Raw genomic sequence first — 14,954 nt, 5'->3', positions numbered from 1 at the left:
TCCCAGCCGCCGCTACCCCTAGCCCTGGCTGCGGGGCCTCGCCTGGCTGCGGGGCCTCGCCTGGGTCAGGGCCGCGCCCGCCAGGACGATCACCGCGCCGATCGGGGTCGACCAGCTCATGCGCTCGCCCAGGATGGCGACGCCCGCGATGGCGGCGATGACCGGGATGAAGTAGGTCACCATCTGGCCGGTCGTCGGGCCGACCTCGGCGACCAGGCCGTACTGGACGAGGACGGCCAGGCCGGTGCCGAGCGCGCCCAGAGCGGCGATGGCCAGCAGCGGCAGCACGGCGACATGACTGGGCAGCTTGCTGAACAGCGGTGTGACGACGGCCAGTTGGATGGTGGCCAGGAGCAGCTGGGCGCCGGTCAGGGAGAGGTGGGAGTGGCTGGAGCCGGCCAGGGTGCGGCGGACGTAGATCCAGCCGATCGGGTAGCTGAGCGAGGCCAGCAGGGCCAGCGCCGTGCCCGTGGCGTTCAGGCCGTGGAAGCCCTGCCAGGCGCCGAGCACGGTCAGGACGCCGAGGAAGCCCAGGCCGAGGCCGGCCACCCGGATGCGCGTCGGACGGTCCTCGGAGAGGGCGACCAGGGACAGGACCATGCCCCACAGCGGTGAGGTGGCGTTGCAGATGCCCGCCAGCGTGGACGGGATGGTCAGCTCCGAGTAGGCGAAGAGCGAGAACGGCAGGGCGTTCAGCAGGAAGGCGGCGACCGCGAGGTGCCCCCAGGTGCGCGCGCCGCGCGGGAGCCGTTCGCGCTTCACCGCCATCGTGACCGCCAGCACCACGGTGCCGAAGAACAGCCGCCCGAACGCGACCTGGAGGGGCGGGTACCCCTCCGTCCCGATCTTCATGAAGAGGAAGCTGAAGCCCCAGATCAGCGACAGGGCGCCGAAGCGCAGCCGCCAGTCGAGGCGCGGACCGGGGTGTGCAGGGGCGCTGACCTGGGATCGGGTAGCGGTGGCGGTGCTGGTGCTGCTCATACAGGCAACGATGCTTGCGCCGATCTCGTAGCACAAGCGAGAATTCGAAACCAGTACCTCGTAGTATTGCTAACGTATCGCAGGTCGTTGTATGTCGTTGTCTGGAGCCCGGCCTGTAGCGAGCCCGGCCTGTAGCGAGCCGGACCTCTATGGAGCCGGACCTGTATGGAGCCGAACCGGGAGCGGGCATGTTGAACCTCGAGCGACTGCGCACCCTTGACGCCCTCGCCCGGCACGGCTCGGTCAGCGGCGCGGCCGATGCGCTGCACGTCACGACGTCGGCGGTGTCGCAGCAGATGTCCAAGCTGGAGCGCGAGGTGGGCCAGCAGCTGCTGGCCAAGAACGGGCGGGGCGTGCGGCTGACGGACGCCGGGCGGCTGCTGGCCGAGCACTCGGCGCGCATCCTCTCGCAGGTGGAGCTCGCCGAGTCCGATCTGGACGCGCACCGCGGCCAGGTCATCGGTGAGCTGCGGCTCTCGGCGTTCCCGACCGCCGCGCGCGGGCTGTTCCCCGCCGCGCTGACCATCCTGCGCGCCCAGCATCCGGCGCTGCGGGTGCGCTCCAGCGAGCTGGAGCCGGAGTCCGGCATCGCGGGCGTCATCCGCGGCGACCTCGATCTCGCGGTCGTGCTCGACTGGTACAACAAGCCGATGCCGCTGCCCGACGGCCTGGTGAAGGCACCCCTCCTCGACGACCCGGCCGATGTGGCCATGCACGAGGGCCATCCGCTCGCCGGCCGCGACGAGGTGGACTTGGGCGAGTTCGCCGACGATGAGTGGATCACCTGGGGGGAGGGCGAGTTCTGCCACGAGTGGCTGCTGTTCACCCTGCGCTCGCGGGGCGTGGAGCCGGTCATCGGCCACCGCGCCGCCGAGACGCACACCCAGCTCGGGCTGGTCGCGGCCGGGCTGGGCGTGTGCGTCGCGCCCGTGCTCGGGCGCCAGCCGATCCCGCCCGGCGTGGTGACCGTTCCGCTCAAGCAGCGTGTCCGGCGGCACGTCTATGTCGTCTGGCGAGCGGACGCCGACCGCCGCCCGTCGATCCGCGCGGCGGTCGAGGCACTGCGGGCGGCGGCGGAGAAGGTCCCCGCCTGCTAGACAGCTCTGCTGGAGAGCCCATTGATAGATCCCATCGTCGCCGGATCGCGTCGAACGCGGGGTGAGCAGCTCATGGCGATCCGTCAACTGGGCATCCGCGCCAGGGGTAGCCGGTCCATCATGGAATCCCGCCGGCCGTACGGAGAAGGGCATGGATCGCCATGAGCCAGACCCCACCACCCGCTGCCCCCGGTCCGTCCTGGCCCGGCGGGCGGCGCGGTTCGCGGGGGCCGACGCGCCGAACGCAGCGGCCGCACCCGCCGTTCCCGTATCCGTACCCGGGGCCCGATCCGGGGCCGGCCATCCCCGGTCCCGGTTGGTGGGGGGATTCGCAGCAGGAGGACGGAGAGATCATGAGCCCGCAGAAGGAGCCCTCCGGGGGCCCGAGCAACCTCCCCGGTGTGCCGCCCCCGCCGCCCGGCCCCCGCAACCCGCCCACGCCAGGTGGCAACCCCAACCCGCCGTCCGAACCACCGAAGAGGTAGCGGGAGCTGTAGCAGGATGCCGTCATGAACCGTGACATCCTGAGCTTCCTGCACGCCCGCCTCGACGAGGACGCCGACCTGGCCCGGCGCTGCGACGGCGGTGACGACTGCTGCGGGACGTGGCTTGCCAGCGGGGGCGCGGTGGACTTCTGCCAGTACGAGCTGCCGGGCTTTCATCCGACGACAGCCGCGCACGTCGCCAGCCACGACCCGGAGCGAGTGCTGCGCGAGGTCGCCGCCAAGCGCCGGGTGCTGGCCCGCCACCGGCTCGGCCCGGTGATCGGTGATCCGTTGCGGCCCTGGGACACCGAGGACGACTGCCAGTACGACGGTTTCGACTGGCCCTGTCCGGATGTCGTCGACCTGCTCCTGCCGTACATCGGGCATCCGGAGTTCGGTGCGGGGTGGCCGATGGAGCCGCAACTGCCCTAGCGCGGCTGGGCCGAGGGCATAGGGGACAGGAGAGGCACCACGTGCCTACGTCGCTTTGGAAGACGCCCCGGTTTGCTGGTTACTGAGGGACTTTGAAGTGCCTTGTCGCGGCCTCTGACGACTTGCTGCAGCCTGCCGGGTAGCCGTGCCTTCTCCGGTCAGGTAATTGGCTGCAGCGAGAAGAACATGTGCATCGTCGCGAGCTTGTCCCAAGAGCCGATTGCATCTCGCACACAGTAGCCCTCGGACACATGCGCCACACGAGATCTTCCCCGGGCAACAGGAGTGGTCGTGGTCGACGTGCAGCCGAGACCCGGCATCGGGGAGCTCACGGCATATCGCACACACTCCAGCCTGACTCGCCAGTAGATTCTCAAACTCCTGTTGCGTCAAGCCATACTGACGCTCCAACCAACGTTGCTTCTGTCGAATGCTGTTTCGACTCGCGTAGTCAGGGTTGTCGGCCCGATGTTTCTTCGAGTACGCGGCAGCGCAGGGCCTGCATTTGGCTGCAACTCCCCGACTCCTGCCGGCGCATACGCCGTACTCCGATAGCGGCTTGACCTCTTCGCAAGAGGGGCACCGCTTATGCTGATCGTCTGGGAAGACGCTACTTCCCCAGCGCGAGCGTTTCTGAGTCAGATCAGCAGCTGACCCGTGCCGTCTCCATCGCTGCCAGTGCATGGAGCACATATTTCGTGCCATCGCAGGACGCTCGCACTCATCGATTGTGCAGGTGCTCAATCTATCTTCCAGTCGCAGCCTCGGACTTGCACCGGATGGCCCATCATATTCGTATCTGGGCCAGCATGTTGTGTCAGTCAGTACGTTGACTATCAGCTTGGCCGCCTCGATCAGGCTGAAACCCCAGAAGCCCGCGCCGCTCATGGGCGACCTGCATGGCCTGGATCCCGACGAGCAGGCCATACACCGATAGGCACTGATAAGCACTGTGACCGGCACGACTGCGCTGGAGCTCACGAGACGCCGTGTCAGTCGCCGTGTCAGGACGGTGTCAGACGGGTGACAGGCCCGGCCTGGACAGTAGTGGGCATGAAGAGTTCAGCGATCGCGGTTGCAGGACTGCGAAAGACACACGGGACCAAGGCCGTGCTCGACGGCATCGACTTCGAGGTTGCCGAGGGATCGGTCTTCTCCATGCTCGGCCCCAACGGGGCGGGCAAGACGACCACGGTGAACGTCCTGACGACGTTGACGAAGGCCGACGCCGGCACGGTGCGCGTCGCCGGGCACGACGTGGTGACCGGGACCAAGCAGGTGCGCAAGGCCATCGGCGTGACCGGTCAGTTCGCCGCGGTGGACGAGCTGCTGTCGGGCCGGGAGAACCTGCAGCTGATGGCGGAGCTGAAGCGCGTGCGCTCCGCCGACCGGGTGGTCACGCAACTGCTGGAGCGGTTCGAGCTGGTGGAGTCGGCGCAGAAGATGGCGGCCACCTACTCCGGCGGCATGCGCCGGAAGCTGGACCTGGCGATGACGCTGGTCGGCAATCCGCAGATCATCTTCCTGGACGAGCCGACGACGGGCCTGGACCCGCGCAGCCGGCGCACGATGTGGCAGATCGTCCGCGAGTTGGTGGCCGACGGCACCACCGTCTTCCTCACCACCCAGTACCTCGAGGAAGCCGACCAGCTCGCCGACCGGATCGCGGTGCTCGACCAGGGCCACATCGTCGCCCACGGCACACCGGAGGAGCTCAAGCGCCAGGTCCCCGGCGGCCACGTCCGGCTCCGCTTCACGGACCTGTTCGAACTCGACGTGGCGGCGCGGGCCTTGGCCGGAGCCACCCGGGACGACCAGGAGCTGACCCTGCGGGTGCCCAGCGACGGCGGGCCGAGGTCGCTGCGGGCCCTGCTGGACAGGCTCGACGAACACATGATCAACGCCGAGGAGTTCTCCGTGCACACGCCGGACCTCGATGACGTCTTCTTTGCCCTGACCGGTCAGACCACCACGGAGGCGAACGCACGATGAGCACTCTCTCCACGTCGCTCGGCGACTCGGCGATCATGATGCGCCGCAACTTCAAGCACACGCTGCGGAATCCGGTCACCGTGTTCCAGGCGGTCCTGTTCCCGATCGTGATCATGCTGATGTTCGTCTACGTCTTCGGCGGTGCCTTCAGAGTCCAGGGCAGGTACATCGACTACGCGGTGCCGGGTCTGCTCGTGATGGCCATCAGCTACGGCCTCGGGCCGACCGCGGCGGCCGTGAACGGCGACATGACGAAGGGCATCATCAACCGCTTCAAGGCCATGGACGTCTCGCACGGTGCCGTACTGGCCGGGCATGTCGTCTCCACGACGCTGCGCAGTCTGATCGCCGACGCGGCCATCGTCGGCGTCGGCTTCGCGATGGGATTCCGCCCGCACGCGAGCTTCCTCCAGTGGCTCGCCGCGATCGGCATCATGCTGCTGCTCGCCTTCGCTACCAGCTGGCTCACCGTCGCCATGGGGTTGGGCGCGAAGACCGTCGAATCGGCGGGCATGGCCACCGTGCCGCTGATCATGCTGCCGTTCCTGAGCAGCGCGTTCGTCCCCGCCAGCTCGATGGGGCCCGGCATCCGGCAGTTCGCGGAGTACCAGCCGTTCACCCCGATCATCGAAACGCTGCGCGGACTGCTGGCCGGCCACCCGGCGACCGGCACCGCCCTCACCGCCGTCGCCTGGTGCGTCGGGCTCGCGATCGTCGGGTACGCGTGGGCGGTCTCGACGTTCAAGAAGCGGGCGTGACCGTCCACGAAGCGGGCGTGACCGTCCACGAAGCGGGCGTGGCCATTCAAGAAGCCGGCCTGACCGCTCAAGTAGCGAGCGTGCCAGTTCAGGTGGCGAGCGTGACCGCGACCAGCTCGGACCAGCCGGCCTGCTCCCCCTCCCGAGCCGCCTCGGCGAACTTCGCGTCGCCGAGGCGGCGCCGTGCGGTCTGCGTGATCCGAACCACGTCCGGATGGGAGCGGTCCGGCAGGCCGCGCACGCCGACGCTCGCCGCCAGCAGCCGCGCGGCCTGCACGTACTCGTCGCGGCACAGCGCCAGGTCCGCGACCCCGACGATCGCCTGCGCGATCATCGGCGCGTGGCCCGCCTCGGTCGCCGCCTCGCAGGCCGCCGCGCGGTGCGCCCGGACCTCGTCGAGATCGTCGGCGAGGTAGCCGAGCAGGTCGTGCGTCATCGCGCGGATGTGCACCCCCTCCGCCTCGGCACCCAGAAGGCCCGTTGCGACGCCGAGTTGACGACGTGCCTCGGCGGCGTCGCCGCCCCACCGGGCGAGTTCCGCCCGCGCGAGGGCCAGCTCGGCCAGCGCGTCCGGCCAGGCGACCCGCTCCGCGTACCGCTGCGCCTCGGCGAGGGCGGCCGCGCTGGCGTCCTCGTCGCCCAGCAGCCAGTACAGCTGCGCCTGCCGCGACCGCATCCGCAGGACGTCCTCGGTGGCACCGACCTCGCTGACGACCGCGACCGCCTGCTCGTACTGCTCGCACGCCTCGGCCAACTCACCGCGCACGGTGATCCGCTCCGCCAGCTCGCTGCGGGCGAACGAGATCCCGAACCGCTCGCCGAGCGCCAGGAACTCGGCGAGCGCCGTCTCCAGGTACACGTCGGCCTCCCGCCCCTGCTGACCGAGCACGACCCGCATCTTGCCCAGCTGCAGCCGGGCCAGCGCGCGCACCCAGGGGTCCTCGTCGTCCAGCAGCTCTTCGAACGCGGACAGGACCGACTCGGGCGCCTCCAGCATCCGTTCCAGCGGGACGATGAGCCGCAGCGCCGGGTGGTGGCCCTCACCGCGCCGGCTGAACAGGTACGCCTGGTGGATCCACTCCGCGACCTGGTGCTGGTCGCCCCGCCCGGAGCTGGCGAACATCGCGATCAGTCCGTACACCGTGGCCCGGGCCTGGTCGGTCACCTCACCCGGCGTCTCGGCGGCCGCGGTGAGCAGCTCCATGCCCTCGGCCCGGTGCCCGCCGAGCCACCAGTACCATCCGGCGCCCGCCGCCAGCCGCATCGCCGCCTGCGCCTCACCCGCCGCGAGTGCGCCGCGCATCGCGGAACCGATGTTGTCGTGCTCCGCCTCGAGCACGGCCAGCCACTCCAACTGCTCGGCGCGGCGAAGATGCGGCTCCGCGGTCTCGGCGAGCTCGGTGACGTAGGCGAGGTGTGCCCGGCGTGCCGGCTCGGCTTCCGCTGCCTCCGCGAGCCGGTGCCCGGCGTACTCCTTGATCGTGCCGAGCATCCGGTAGCGCGGCGCGGCGTGGTCCGCCGTGAGCAGCAGCGACTTCTCGGCCAGCGAGGTGAGCAGTTCGAGCACCTCGTCCGGCTCGACCCCGTCGCCGGCGCAGACCCGCTCGGCGGCCTCCAGGCTCGCCCCGCCCGCGAACACCGAGAGCCTGCGCAACACCGCCCGTTCGGCGTCGGTGAGCAGCTCCCAGCTCCAGTCGACCACCGCGCGCAGCGTCTTGTGCCGGGGCAGCGCCGTCCGGCTGCCGCTGGTCAGCAGGCGGAACCGGTCGTCCAGCCGGTTGGCGAGCTGCTCGATGGACATGGTGCGCAGCCTGGCCGCGGCCAGTTCGATCGCCAGCGGCATCCCGTCCAGCGCGCGGCAGACGCGCACCATCGTCGCCAGCGTGCGGGCGTCGGCCGGCGCGTGGGCGTCGACCGCGAGATCCTTGCGCACCGCGCCCGCCCGGTCCCGCAGCAACCGGACGGCCGGGGAGGACTCCATCGCGGCGGCGTCGGCGTACGCGTCCGGCAGGGCCAGCGGCTCGACCGGCCACAGCGCCTCGCCGGTGATGCCGAGCGGTTCCCGGCTCGTCGCCAGGATCCGCAGCCGCCGGCACTCCCCGAGCACCCGGTGCGCGAACACCGCCGCGGACTCGATCACATGCTCGCAGTTGTCCAGGATCAGCAGCGCCTCCCGCTCGCGGACCGCGGCGATGAGACGGTCCGTCAACTCCGCGTTCGAGGCGCCGCCGAGCAGGGCGTCCCGCAGGCCGAGCCCGGCGAGCGCCGGCTGCGCCACGTCGCCGTCCGCGCCGATGGCGGCGAGCTCCACCAGCCAGGCACCGTCCGGCAGATCGCCGGCGCCGAGCAGCGCCCGCGCGGTCTCCGTGGCCAGCCTGGTCTTCCCCGAACCGCCGGGCCCGACCAGGGTAGTGAGCCGGTGCCCGGCGATCAGCTCGCGGACCGCGGCGAGATCGGCGTCCTTACCGACGAAGGTGGTCAACTCGGCGCGCAGGTTGGTCCTGGGGCTCTCCTCGCGCGGCCGCTCCAACTCGCCGCGCAGCAGCGCGACGTGCAACGCGGCCAGCTCCGGCGAGGGGTCCGCGCCCAACTCGTCGGCCAGCACCTCCCTGGCGCGCTGGTACACCTGCAGCGCCTCGCTGTCCCGCCCGACCGCGACCAGGGCGCGCATCAGCGCGGTGACCAGCCGCTCCCGCACCGGGTAGGCGGCCACCAGGTCGGTCAACTCCGTGACCAGCGCCGCACCGTGCCCGAGGGCAACCTCCGCGTCGAACCGCTCCTCCCGGGCGGTCAGGCGCAACCCCTCCAGCCGGACCACCGCCGCGTCGAACGCCTCGCTCTCCTGGAGACCGACATCCTGCATGGCCGCGCCGCGCCACAGTTCGAGCGCCTCGCGCAGCAGCCGCACCCGCCCGGAAACGTCCTCAGCGCGGGCCTGGCCGGCGATGACCAGCCGCTCGAACCGCACGGCATCGACCGCCTCCGGCTCCACCGCCAACCGGTAGCCGTCCGGCTGCCCCTCGATCACCCCGTCCGGCAGCACCTTCCGCAACCGGGAAACCAAGCGCTGCAGCGCGTTGGTCGCATCGGCGGGCGGCTGCTCCCCCCAGATCCAGTCGACGAGCGACGCCTTCGTCACCACCTGCCCCGCCCTGAGCGCCAGGGCCACCAGCAGCCCGCGCAACCGCGCGCCCGGCACGTCGGACAGCCCCCCGTCGCCCGTGCGAATCTCCAATGGCCCCAGCATCTTGATCTGCACCCGCCGATTCTGTCACGGCGTGCTCGCCAAGCACCCTGGTGGTGACGGGCTCATCGCCGCACGGCACGACCGATCAGCGTGCCGATGTGCCCCGGGGTGGGGGCGTGGATCTCGCGCACGTCCACCTGGCCGAAGCCAGCCTCGGTCAAGTACCGTGCCCAGCCCTCCGGTTCGTAGCTGTAGCGGTAGGTGTACATCGCCGGCCCGGCGAAACCGCCCTTGTACATGCCCTGCGGCCCGTACGCACCCGGGATCGCCGGCGGCTGCGAGAAGACGAAGACGCCACCCGGGTTCAAGTGGGTGGCCACCAGGGGGAACAGCCGCTCCGGGGCGGTGAACCAGGCCGCACCGAAGACGGAGTACACGGCGTCGAACCGCTGCGTCGTGCCGCTCAGGTAGTTGAGGACGTCCGCCTGGACGAACTCCACACCCAGCGACCCCCACCGCTCGGCTGCTCGCTCCACCATCACCGGGGAGAGGTCGACACCGGTGCCTTTGACGCCCCGCTGCGCGAGGTAGGCCAGGGCGCGGCCGGTGCCGCAGCCGATCTCCAGGACTGCTGCTGGGCTGCCCAGCAGTTCCGGGCCGGGGGCGTCGGGGTGGTCCTGGTACTGCGTCCAGCGGAACACCGGTTCCAGGTCGTCCTTGAACGCCGACCCGGCGTAGGCGTCCCACAGTTGGCGTTCGTGGTCCAGGTTGTGCGGGGCGGTCGGCATCGGGGTGTCCTCACTCGGCTTGGTTGGAACGGGAGGGCCCCGCCGTGGTGCGCCGGCGGAACCCTCACTTGAGAACGGTCCGTCAGCCGTCAGTGACTGTCGGGGACCTTGCTGTCGCACGGGGAGCACTCGGCTCCGTCGCGGGCCCACAGCTCCTCATCGGGGTCGAACCCGATCGAGCGCAGGAACTCGGCGGTGTCGAGGATGACCTGGTGCACGCCGATGTCCACGACCTTGCCCACACCCAGGTGGACATCGGGGTGTTCCATGGACGCGACCACATACATCACGGCATTGCCGAGGATCCGCTCGGCGAGGTCCCGGACCATGACCTCGTCGCGGAGCAGCAACGCGACCTCGCGGTCCCAGATGGTCATACCGGAGTCGAGGACGTTGACGCTCAGGTGCTGGATGCGGGGCTGCACGGCGTTCAGCAGCTCGCGCGGGTCCCGGGGTCGCGTGGCGCCGGGGCTCTGCAGGGTGACGGTCACGATGGTGCTCCTCCGTGAGTGTGGGAGTGGTGCGTTCACGACCTGGGTGGCGAGGTCCACAACGGCGGGTGGCTGCGCTTCGACGGCTCCCGGCTGGCTGAACAGCGGGGGTTGTGCCATCTCGCCCTTGGGCAGATCGACTCAGCGGAGCGGTACCTGTCGATGGCCGTCCGCCAGGGTCTGTCCGCCCGGCGGCAAGGTGCGGTGCTCGCGGATCTAGCGGAGCTGGGGGCCCGCCACGGCGACGCGGACCGGGTGGTGCACTACTGCTCAGCCGCGCTCGCCCTGGCGGAGCGAACCGGCTCCGGGTACATCGCGCGCAGACTGGATGGGCTGCGGGGCCCCCTTGCGCCGCTTATGTCCGACCCGCGAATCGAATCTCAACGAGCAGATCACCTACCGAGGAGCGTCATGACTGACACGACTGCGCTGGAGCCCGGCGAGTTCTTCCGTGAGGCGTGGGTGGCCGGGGTGAAGAAGTACTTCCCTGGTGAGCCGAAGGCTGGCTACGTCGCCCCCTGGGCCGAGACTCCGGAGTGGGAGCGGCAGGCTGCGGCAGCGGTGTACCGGCAGGTGGCCGACTTCGTCCGTGTCTCGGATGGCAGCACCGCCAAGCTGTCCCGCGAACAGAAGGGGCGTTTCGTCGCCCTGTGTTGGATCGCGCAGATCCACAAGCACTTTGACAGCCCGAAGCCGGGCTATGTCGCCGACTGGGACGAACTGCCGCAGTGGCAGCGGGAGACGGACAGCGACATCTTCGAGCGGATCGAGCAGGCCATCTGAGCGCCAGATCAGGGCTGGAGGTGGCGAAGCGTGAAGTCCGGTTCCGCATAGGGGCCGGCCTGCGGGGACTCGGGGTCGGGCGGGGTGGCGGCGCCCGGGATGTCGGCCGCGTAGGTCTCGGCGTCGTCGATGGGCGTGTAGGCGAGGACATCGGGAGTGGGCAGTTCCCAGAAGCGGCGGGAGTTGGCGGAGACGGCGTACGCGGTGGCGAATCGGGTCGACGCCGGGGCGGTCAGCGCCGCCTTGACGTACCCGATGGCATCGCGGGGGCTCAACCAGGTTGCCAGGTGCCGAGGTTCGCTGGGTGCCGGCTCGAAGCTGCCGATCCGCAAGCAGATGACGGACAGGCCGAACTTGTCTGCGTAGAGCCGCCCTAGGGCCTCCACGGCCACCTTGCTCACCCCGTACAGCCCATCCGGACGCACCGGCTCTGCGGGGTCGGTGCGGTGACCGGTGGCGTAGAAGCCCGTGACCCGGTTGCTGCTGGCCAGCACCACCCGGTGGATCCCCGAGCGGCGGGCGGCCTCCAGGACGTGGTGGGTGCCGAGCACGTTGGCGTCCAGCAGGTCGGGTAGCGGCGCCTCATCAGGGATCCCGCCCAGGTGCAGCACGGCGTCCACGCCCGCGAGCGCCGACTCCACGGCGGCCGCGTCGCGCAGGTCGACGGTGTGCACCGTTTCGTTCACATGCTCGGCGTGGAGTGGAACCCGGTCGAGTAGGACCAGCCGCGTTGCTTCCCCGCGCAGTGCCGTCCGCATGACCTGCCCGATGGTCCCCGCCGCGCCGGTGATCGCGACTGTTCCCAGTGCCATCGCTCCCCCTGTCGCTGAACTGCTTCGAAGCCCTGACAATGCACCGGCAGCGTAGCGGGCGTGACCGGCTCGATGCAGTGTCCGCTGTTCCGGGCCGCCGGGCGACCGTTCGTCCGGGTGGACGACGAGATCACCGACGCCGATCGGGCGTGGGTGGCGGCGCATCACTCCGGCGGTGCTCTGCTGCATCGCGTGGATCCGAAAGTCGGCCTGGCCGACGTCGACTACCAGGTTCTTTCATCCTGGCTGAGGTGACGTTCAAATCAATGTGGGTGAGCGGAGTTTGCCGCGGCTGATGGACGGTCAGAACGTGTTTGTTCGGCGGATAGGGCACGGGGGAGCCCTTCACGTCACCCCCTCCGGCCCTCCTCTCCATCCTCACGAAGGAGAACTCCTGATGGGTATCTTCGGACAGGACTGGGCGTCGTACCAGTCGTCCGCCCCGGGCACCAACGGGCTCAGCTTCGCGTTCATCAAGGTCACCGAGGGCCTCACGTACACCAACCCGGAGTGGGCCAGTCAGCGGGACGCGGCGCGCAACGCGGGTCTGGTGGTCGGCTACTACCACTACCCGGACATGCGGAACTCGGCGCAGAGCGAGGCGGATCACTTCCTCTCGATCGCGCAGCCGGCGGTCGGTGAGCTGCTCTGCCTGGACTGGGAGGGCTACGACGCCGCCAACTCGGGTGTCTCGCACGGGAACCAGTTGGCGTACAAGGAGGCCTTCCTGAAGCACCTGAAGGCCTCGGCTCCGCAGCGGCCGGTCGGCATGTACTGCAACGCCGACTACTGGAACAACGTCGACACCACCGGCTACTACCAGGACTACCTGTGGATCGCCACCGAAGGCCGACCGGTCGGCCAGCCCGGGGTCAGCGCCAACTGGCTGTTCCACCAGTACAACAGCGCCAGCGGTGTCGACCAGGACTTCTGCCACCTCGGCAGCACCGCCGAACTGCGCTCCTGGGCCTCATCGTTCGCGTCTGCGCCCGCCGGGCACCAGCCGTGGCCCGGCTATGACTTCAAACTCCAGCCGAACGAGATGCACGACGGCAACATCTTCAACTGGCAGCAGCAGATGGCCCACCGCGGCTGGCAGATCACTGTGGACGGCTGGTACGGCCCCGCGTCCGCGAGCATCTGCCGGCAGTTCCAGCAGGACAGCACCGACCACGGCTGGCCGCTGACGGTGGACGGCATCGTCGGGGCGCACACCTGGGACGCCGCCTGGCAGCGGCCCATCAGTCACTGATCGGCCATGGCGGCCGTGGCGGCCGTGGCGGGCGATGGCGGCGACTCCTGGTCGGTGTCATCACTGGCGCTATGGCCGGTCGGCATACCAGTCGACGCGCGTCCGGGGGGTGACCGGCAGGGCCTCGAGTTCATCGTCACCAAGGAGCCGCTCGGCGGTCCGCGCAGAGCAGCCGACATAGGTGGACAGCAGGTCGTAGTCGCTGGTGACCACCCAGCTCCGGTCCTGCGGCCACCAGAACTCCGGGCCGCTGGTCCCCACCGCGTCCGCCACCGCCTCCCGTACGGTCTCCAGGTCGGCCAAGGTGGAACGGCGAACGAGGGGCTCCTCCTCGCCCCGGCAGAGGGCCGCAAGGTCGTAGGCGAAGAAGACGGCCTGGTCGCCGGTCACCCCGGCGAGGCAGCGTGACAGCGCCCGCCGACTGCGGTCATCGAGGGCGCCCTCCTCGGTCTGCCACCGAGGGCCGTCACCGTCGCGGCCCTCGTCACGCAGCGACAGATGGGACAGCTCGGCGTGAAAGGGGACGGCCGTGTCGTCGGCCCACGCCTGCCAGGTGCGACTACGGCCGGACCCGTCCGAGGCCTCGAAACGGTGGAAGATCCGCACATACGCCTCGAAGCCGCTCGGCACGAGCTCGGCCACCACGTGGCCGGGCCCGGTCTCGGGCTGTCCCAGCTGCTCCTGGAGCCAAGCCAGCCCTGTCCCTTCGTACGTCCATGCGCGGGTCTTCGTCATGGCGCCCATTGTCTCGGCGTCGGCGTCGGCTTCGGCGGGGCAGGGTGGGGGCGGTTCACCCTGCATGGCTCGGCGGCCCGTCCCCGGCTGGTCGGCTCCTGCGGGAGCCAAGCTCACGCCCTCGGCTGCTGCTGGGTGATGCAGTGGATGCCGCCGCCGTTGGCGAAGATCTCGCGGGCGTCGACGAGTTCGACGGTCCGGCCCGGGTAGGCCTTGCCGAGGATGGCGGCGGCTTCCTGGTCGCGGGGGTCGTCGAAGGCGCAGAGGATGACCGCGCCGTTGGCGACGTAGTGGTTGATGTAGGAGTAGTCGACCGGTTCCCCGTCGGCGTCGTGGATGACGGTGGGGGCCGGGACCTCGATGACCTCAAGGGGGCGGCCTGCGGCGTCCGTTGAGGCGCGCAGCAGGGCGACGAGATCCTGGCAGACGGTGTGGTCCGGGTGGGCCGGGTCGGGCTGGACATGGGCGAGGACGACGCCCGGGCGGGCGAAGGAGGCGACGATGTCGATGTGGCCGCGGGTCCCGAACTCGTCGTAGTCGCGGGTGAGTCCGCGCGGCAGCCAGATGGCCTTGGTGGTGCCCAGGTGGGCGTGGAGCTCGGCCTCGACCTCCGCCTTGGTCCAGTCGGCGTTGCGGCCCTCGCCGAGTTGGACGGTCTCGGTGACCAGCACGGTGCCCTCGCCGTCGACGTGGATACCGCCGCCCTCGTTGATCAGGCGGGAGGCGAACCGCTGGACCCCGGTGAGGCCGACGATCTCCTCCGCGATGTGCTGGTCGTTCTCCCAGCGGGCCCAGGACTGCGCACCCCAGCCGTTGAAGATCCAGTCGGCCGCGGCGAGGCGGCCGCCCGGGCCGAGCAGGAAGGTGGGGCCGATGTCGCGCATCCAGGCGTCGTCCAGCGGGCGTTCGACGATCTCGACGTCCGCGGAGACGTAGTCGCGTGCGGCCTCGGTCTCGCCCACGTTGACGACCAGCGTCACCGGCTCGTAGCGGACGATGGTGTCGGCGACCTTGGCCCAGGCGAGCCGGGCGGCGTGCAGGTCCTCGGCGGAGGAGAAGGTGGGGTTGTCGGTGGGGAAGGCCATCCAGGTGCGCTCGTGCGGGTGCCATTCGGCGGGCATCGAGTAGCCGAGCGAGGCGGGAGTGGTCATCGCAGTGAAG

At 70.2% G+C, this 14,954-nt stretch carries 14 protein-coding genes; 7 read left to right on the top strand and 7 right to left on the bottom strand.

Annotated elements, in window-relative coordinates:
• Nucleotides 1-18: 18 nt before the first annotated feature.
• A complete protein-coding gene (locus P3T35_RS07495; protein WP_101379773.1) occupies nt 19-1,017 on the bottom strand; it encodes a DMT family transporter in 999 nt (332 codons plus the stop codon).
• 152 nt (nt 1,018-1,169) lie between these two features.
• Here P3T35_RS07495 and P3T35_RS07490 point away from each other — a divergent pair, with 152 nt between their 5' ends.
• The 4 genes from P3T35_RS07490 (at nt 1,170) to P3T35_RS07475 (ending at nt 5,745) form a co-directional block, all read left to right on the top strand.
• Nucleotides 1,170-2,078: a LysR family transcriptional regulator gene (locus P3T35_RS07490; RefSeq protein ID WP_101379772.1), complete on the top strand. Its 909-nt coding sequence runs from the start codon at nt 1,170-1,172 to the stop codon at nt 2,076-2,078.
• Nucleotides 2,079-2,587: 509 nt separating this feature from the next.
• Nucleotides 2,588-2,995 (top strand): DUF6221 family protein, encoded by a 408-nt coding sequence (locus tag P3T35_RS07485; RefSeq protein ID WP_101379771.1) that lies wholly within the window; start codon nt 2,588-2,590, stop codon nt 2,993-2,995.
• A gap of 1,053 nt (nt 2,996-4,048) precedes the next feature.
• Nucleotides 4,049-4,987 carry an ATP-binding cassette domain-containing protein gene (locus tag P3T35_RS07480; protein WP_101379769.1) on the top strand — a complete coding sequence of 313 codons (939 nt, stop codon included), beginning with the start codon at nt 4,049-4,051 and terminating at the stop codon, nt 4,985-4,987.
• Entirely contained in the window at nt 4,984-5,745 is a 762-nt protein-coding gene (locus tag P3T35_RS07475) for an ABC transporter permease (protein ID WP_101379768.1), read from the top strand. Before P3T35_RS07480 ends, P3T35_RS07475 begins: the two co-directional genes overlap by 4 nt.
• A gap of 88 nt (nt 5,746-5,833) precedes the next feature.
• Here P3T35_RS07475 and P3T35_RS07470 read toward each other — a convergent pair whose 3' ends face one another.
• The 3 genes from P3T35_RS07470 to P3T35_RS07460 form a co-directional block, all read right to left on the bottom strand.
• Nucleotides 5,834-9,004: a BTAD domain-containing putative transcriptional regulator gene (locus P3T35_RS07470; protein WP_101379767.1), complete on the bottom strand. Its 3,171-nt coding sequence runs from the start codon at nt 9,002-9,004 to the stop codon at nt 5,834-5,836.
• Between the two features lie 50 nt (nt 9,005-9,054).
• On the bottom strand, nt 9,055-9,720 hold the full coding sequence (locus P3T35_RS07465) for a class I SAM-dependent methyltransferase (protein WP_101379766.1): 666 nt from the start codon (nt 9,718-9,720) through the stop codon (nt 9,055-9,057).
• A gap of 89 nt (nt 9,721-9,809) precedes the next feature.
• On the bottom strand, nt 9,810-10,211 hold the full coding sequence (locus P3T35_RS07460; RefSeq protein ID WP_101379765.1) for a hypothetical protein: 402 nt from the start codon (nt 10,209-10,211) through the stop codon (nt 9,810-9,812).
• Nucleotides 10,212-10,622: 411 nt separating this feature from the next.
• Here P3T35_RS07460 and P3T35_RS07455 point away from each other — a divergent pair, with 411 nt between their 5' ends.
• A complete protein-coding gene (locus tag P3T35_RS07455; protein WP_101384938.1) occupies nt 10,623-10,994 on the top strand; it encodes a hypothetical protein in 372 nt (123 codons plus the stop codon).
• An 8-nt stretch (nt 10,995-11,002) separates the two neighbouring features.
• On the opposite strand, the gene P3T35_RS07450 is transcribed toward P3T35_RS07455, so the two are convergent.
• Nucleotides 11,003-11,806, bottom strand: a complete 804-nt coding sequence (locus tag P3T35_RS07450) for an NAD(P)-dependent oxidoreductase (protein ID WP_101379764.1) — start codon at nt 11,804-11,806, stop codon at nt 11,003-11,005.
• 60 nt (nt 11,807-11,866) lie between these two features.
• On the opposite strand from P3T35_RS07450, the gene P3T35_RS07445 reads away from it, so the two are divergent.
• Both P3T35_RS07445 and P3T35_RS07440 read left to right on the top strand, forming a co-directional pair.
• On the top strand, nt 11,867-12,061 hold the full coding sequence (locus tag P3T35_RS07445) for a hypothetical protein (RefSeq protein WP_101379763.1): 195 nt from the start codon (nt 11,867-11,869) through the stop codon (nt 12,059-12,061).
• A gap of 142 nt (nt 12,062-12,203) precedes the next feature.
• A complete protein-coding gene (locus P3T35_RS07440; protein ID WP_101379762.1) occupies nt 12,204-13,058 on the top strand; it encodes a GH25 family lysozyme in 855 nt (284 codons plus the stop codon).
• Between the two features lie 69 nt (nt 13,059-13,127).
• Here the strand turns inward: P3T35_RS07440 and P3T35_RS07435 are convergent, their stop codons facing one another.
• A complete protein-coding gene (locus P3T35_RS07435; protein WP_143676778.1) occupies nt 13,128-13,793 on the bottom strand; it encodes a hypothetical protein in 666 nt (221 codons plus the stop codon).
• A gap of 113 nt (nt 13,794-13,906) precedes the next feature.
• On the bottom strand, nt 13,907-14,944 hold the full coding sequence (locus P3T35_RS07430) for an agmatine deiminase family protein (RefSeq protein WP_101379760.1): 1,038 nt from the start codon (nt 14,942-14,944) through the stop codon (nt 13,907-13,909).
• Nucleotides 14,945-14,954 lie beyond the last annotated feature (10 nt).

Origin of the sequence: Kitasatospora sp. GP30, from assembly GCF_029892145.1 — a bacterium.
GTDB lineage: Bacteria > Actinomycetota > Actinomycetes > Streptomycetales > Streptomycetaceae > Kitasatospora > Kitasatospora acidiphila.
The sequence above is the reverse complement of the archived record's forward strand: the minus strand, read 5'-3'. Positions and strand labels throughout refer to the sequence as shown.

Excerpts from the sequence above, each read along its gene's own strand:
- P3T35_RS07475 (WP_101379768.1), top strand. The coding sequence starts at position 4,984 with ATGAGCACTCTCTCCACGTCGCTCGGCGACTCGGCGATCATGATGCGC.
- P3T35_RS07430 (WP_101379760.1), bottom strand. The coding sequence starts at position 14,944 with ATGACCACTCCCGCCTCGCTCGGCTACTCGATGCCCGCCGAATGGCAC.
- P3T35_RS07485 (WP_101379771.1), top strand. The coding sequence starts at position 2,588 with ATGAACCGTGACATCCTGAGCTTCCTGCACGCCCGCCTCGACGAGGAC.
- P3T35_RS07455 (WP_101384938.1), top strand. The coding sequence starts at position 10,623 with ATGACTGACACGACTGCGCTGGAGCCCGGCGAGTTCTTCCGTGAGGCG.
- P3T35_RS07450 (WP_101379764.1), bottom strand. The coding sequence starts at position 11,806 with ATGGCACTGGGAACAGTCGCGATCACCGGCGCGGCGGGGACCATCGGG.
- P3T35_RS07480 (WP_101379769.1), top strand. The coding sequence starts at position 4,049 with ATGAAGAGTTCAGCGATCGCGGTTGCAGGACTGCGAAAGACACACGGG.
- P3T35_RS07440 (WP_101379762.1), top strand. The coding sequence starts at position 12,204 with ATGGGTATCTTCGGACAGGACTGGGCGTCGTACCAGTCGTCCGCCCCG.
- P3T35_RS07435 (WP_143676778.1), bottom strand. The coding sequence starts at position 13,793 with ATGACGAAGACCCGCGCATGGACGTACGAAGGGACAGGGCTGGCTTGG.
- P3T35_RS07465 (WP_101379766.1), bottom strand. The coding sequence starts at position 9,720 with ATGCCGACCGCCCCGCACAACCTGGACCACGAACGCCAACTGTGGGAC.
- P3T35_RS07490 (WP_101379772.1), top strand. The coding sequence starts at position 1,170 with ATGTTGAACCTCGAGCGACTGCGCACCCTTGACGCCCTCGCCCGGCAC.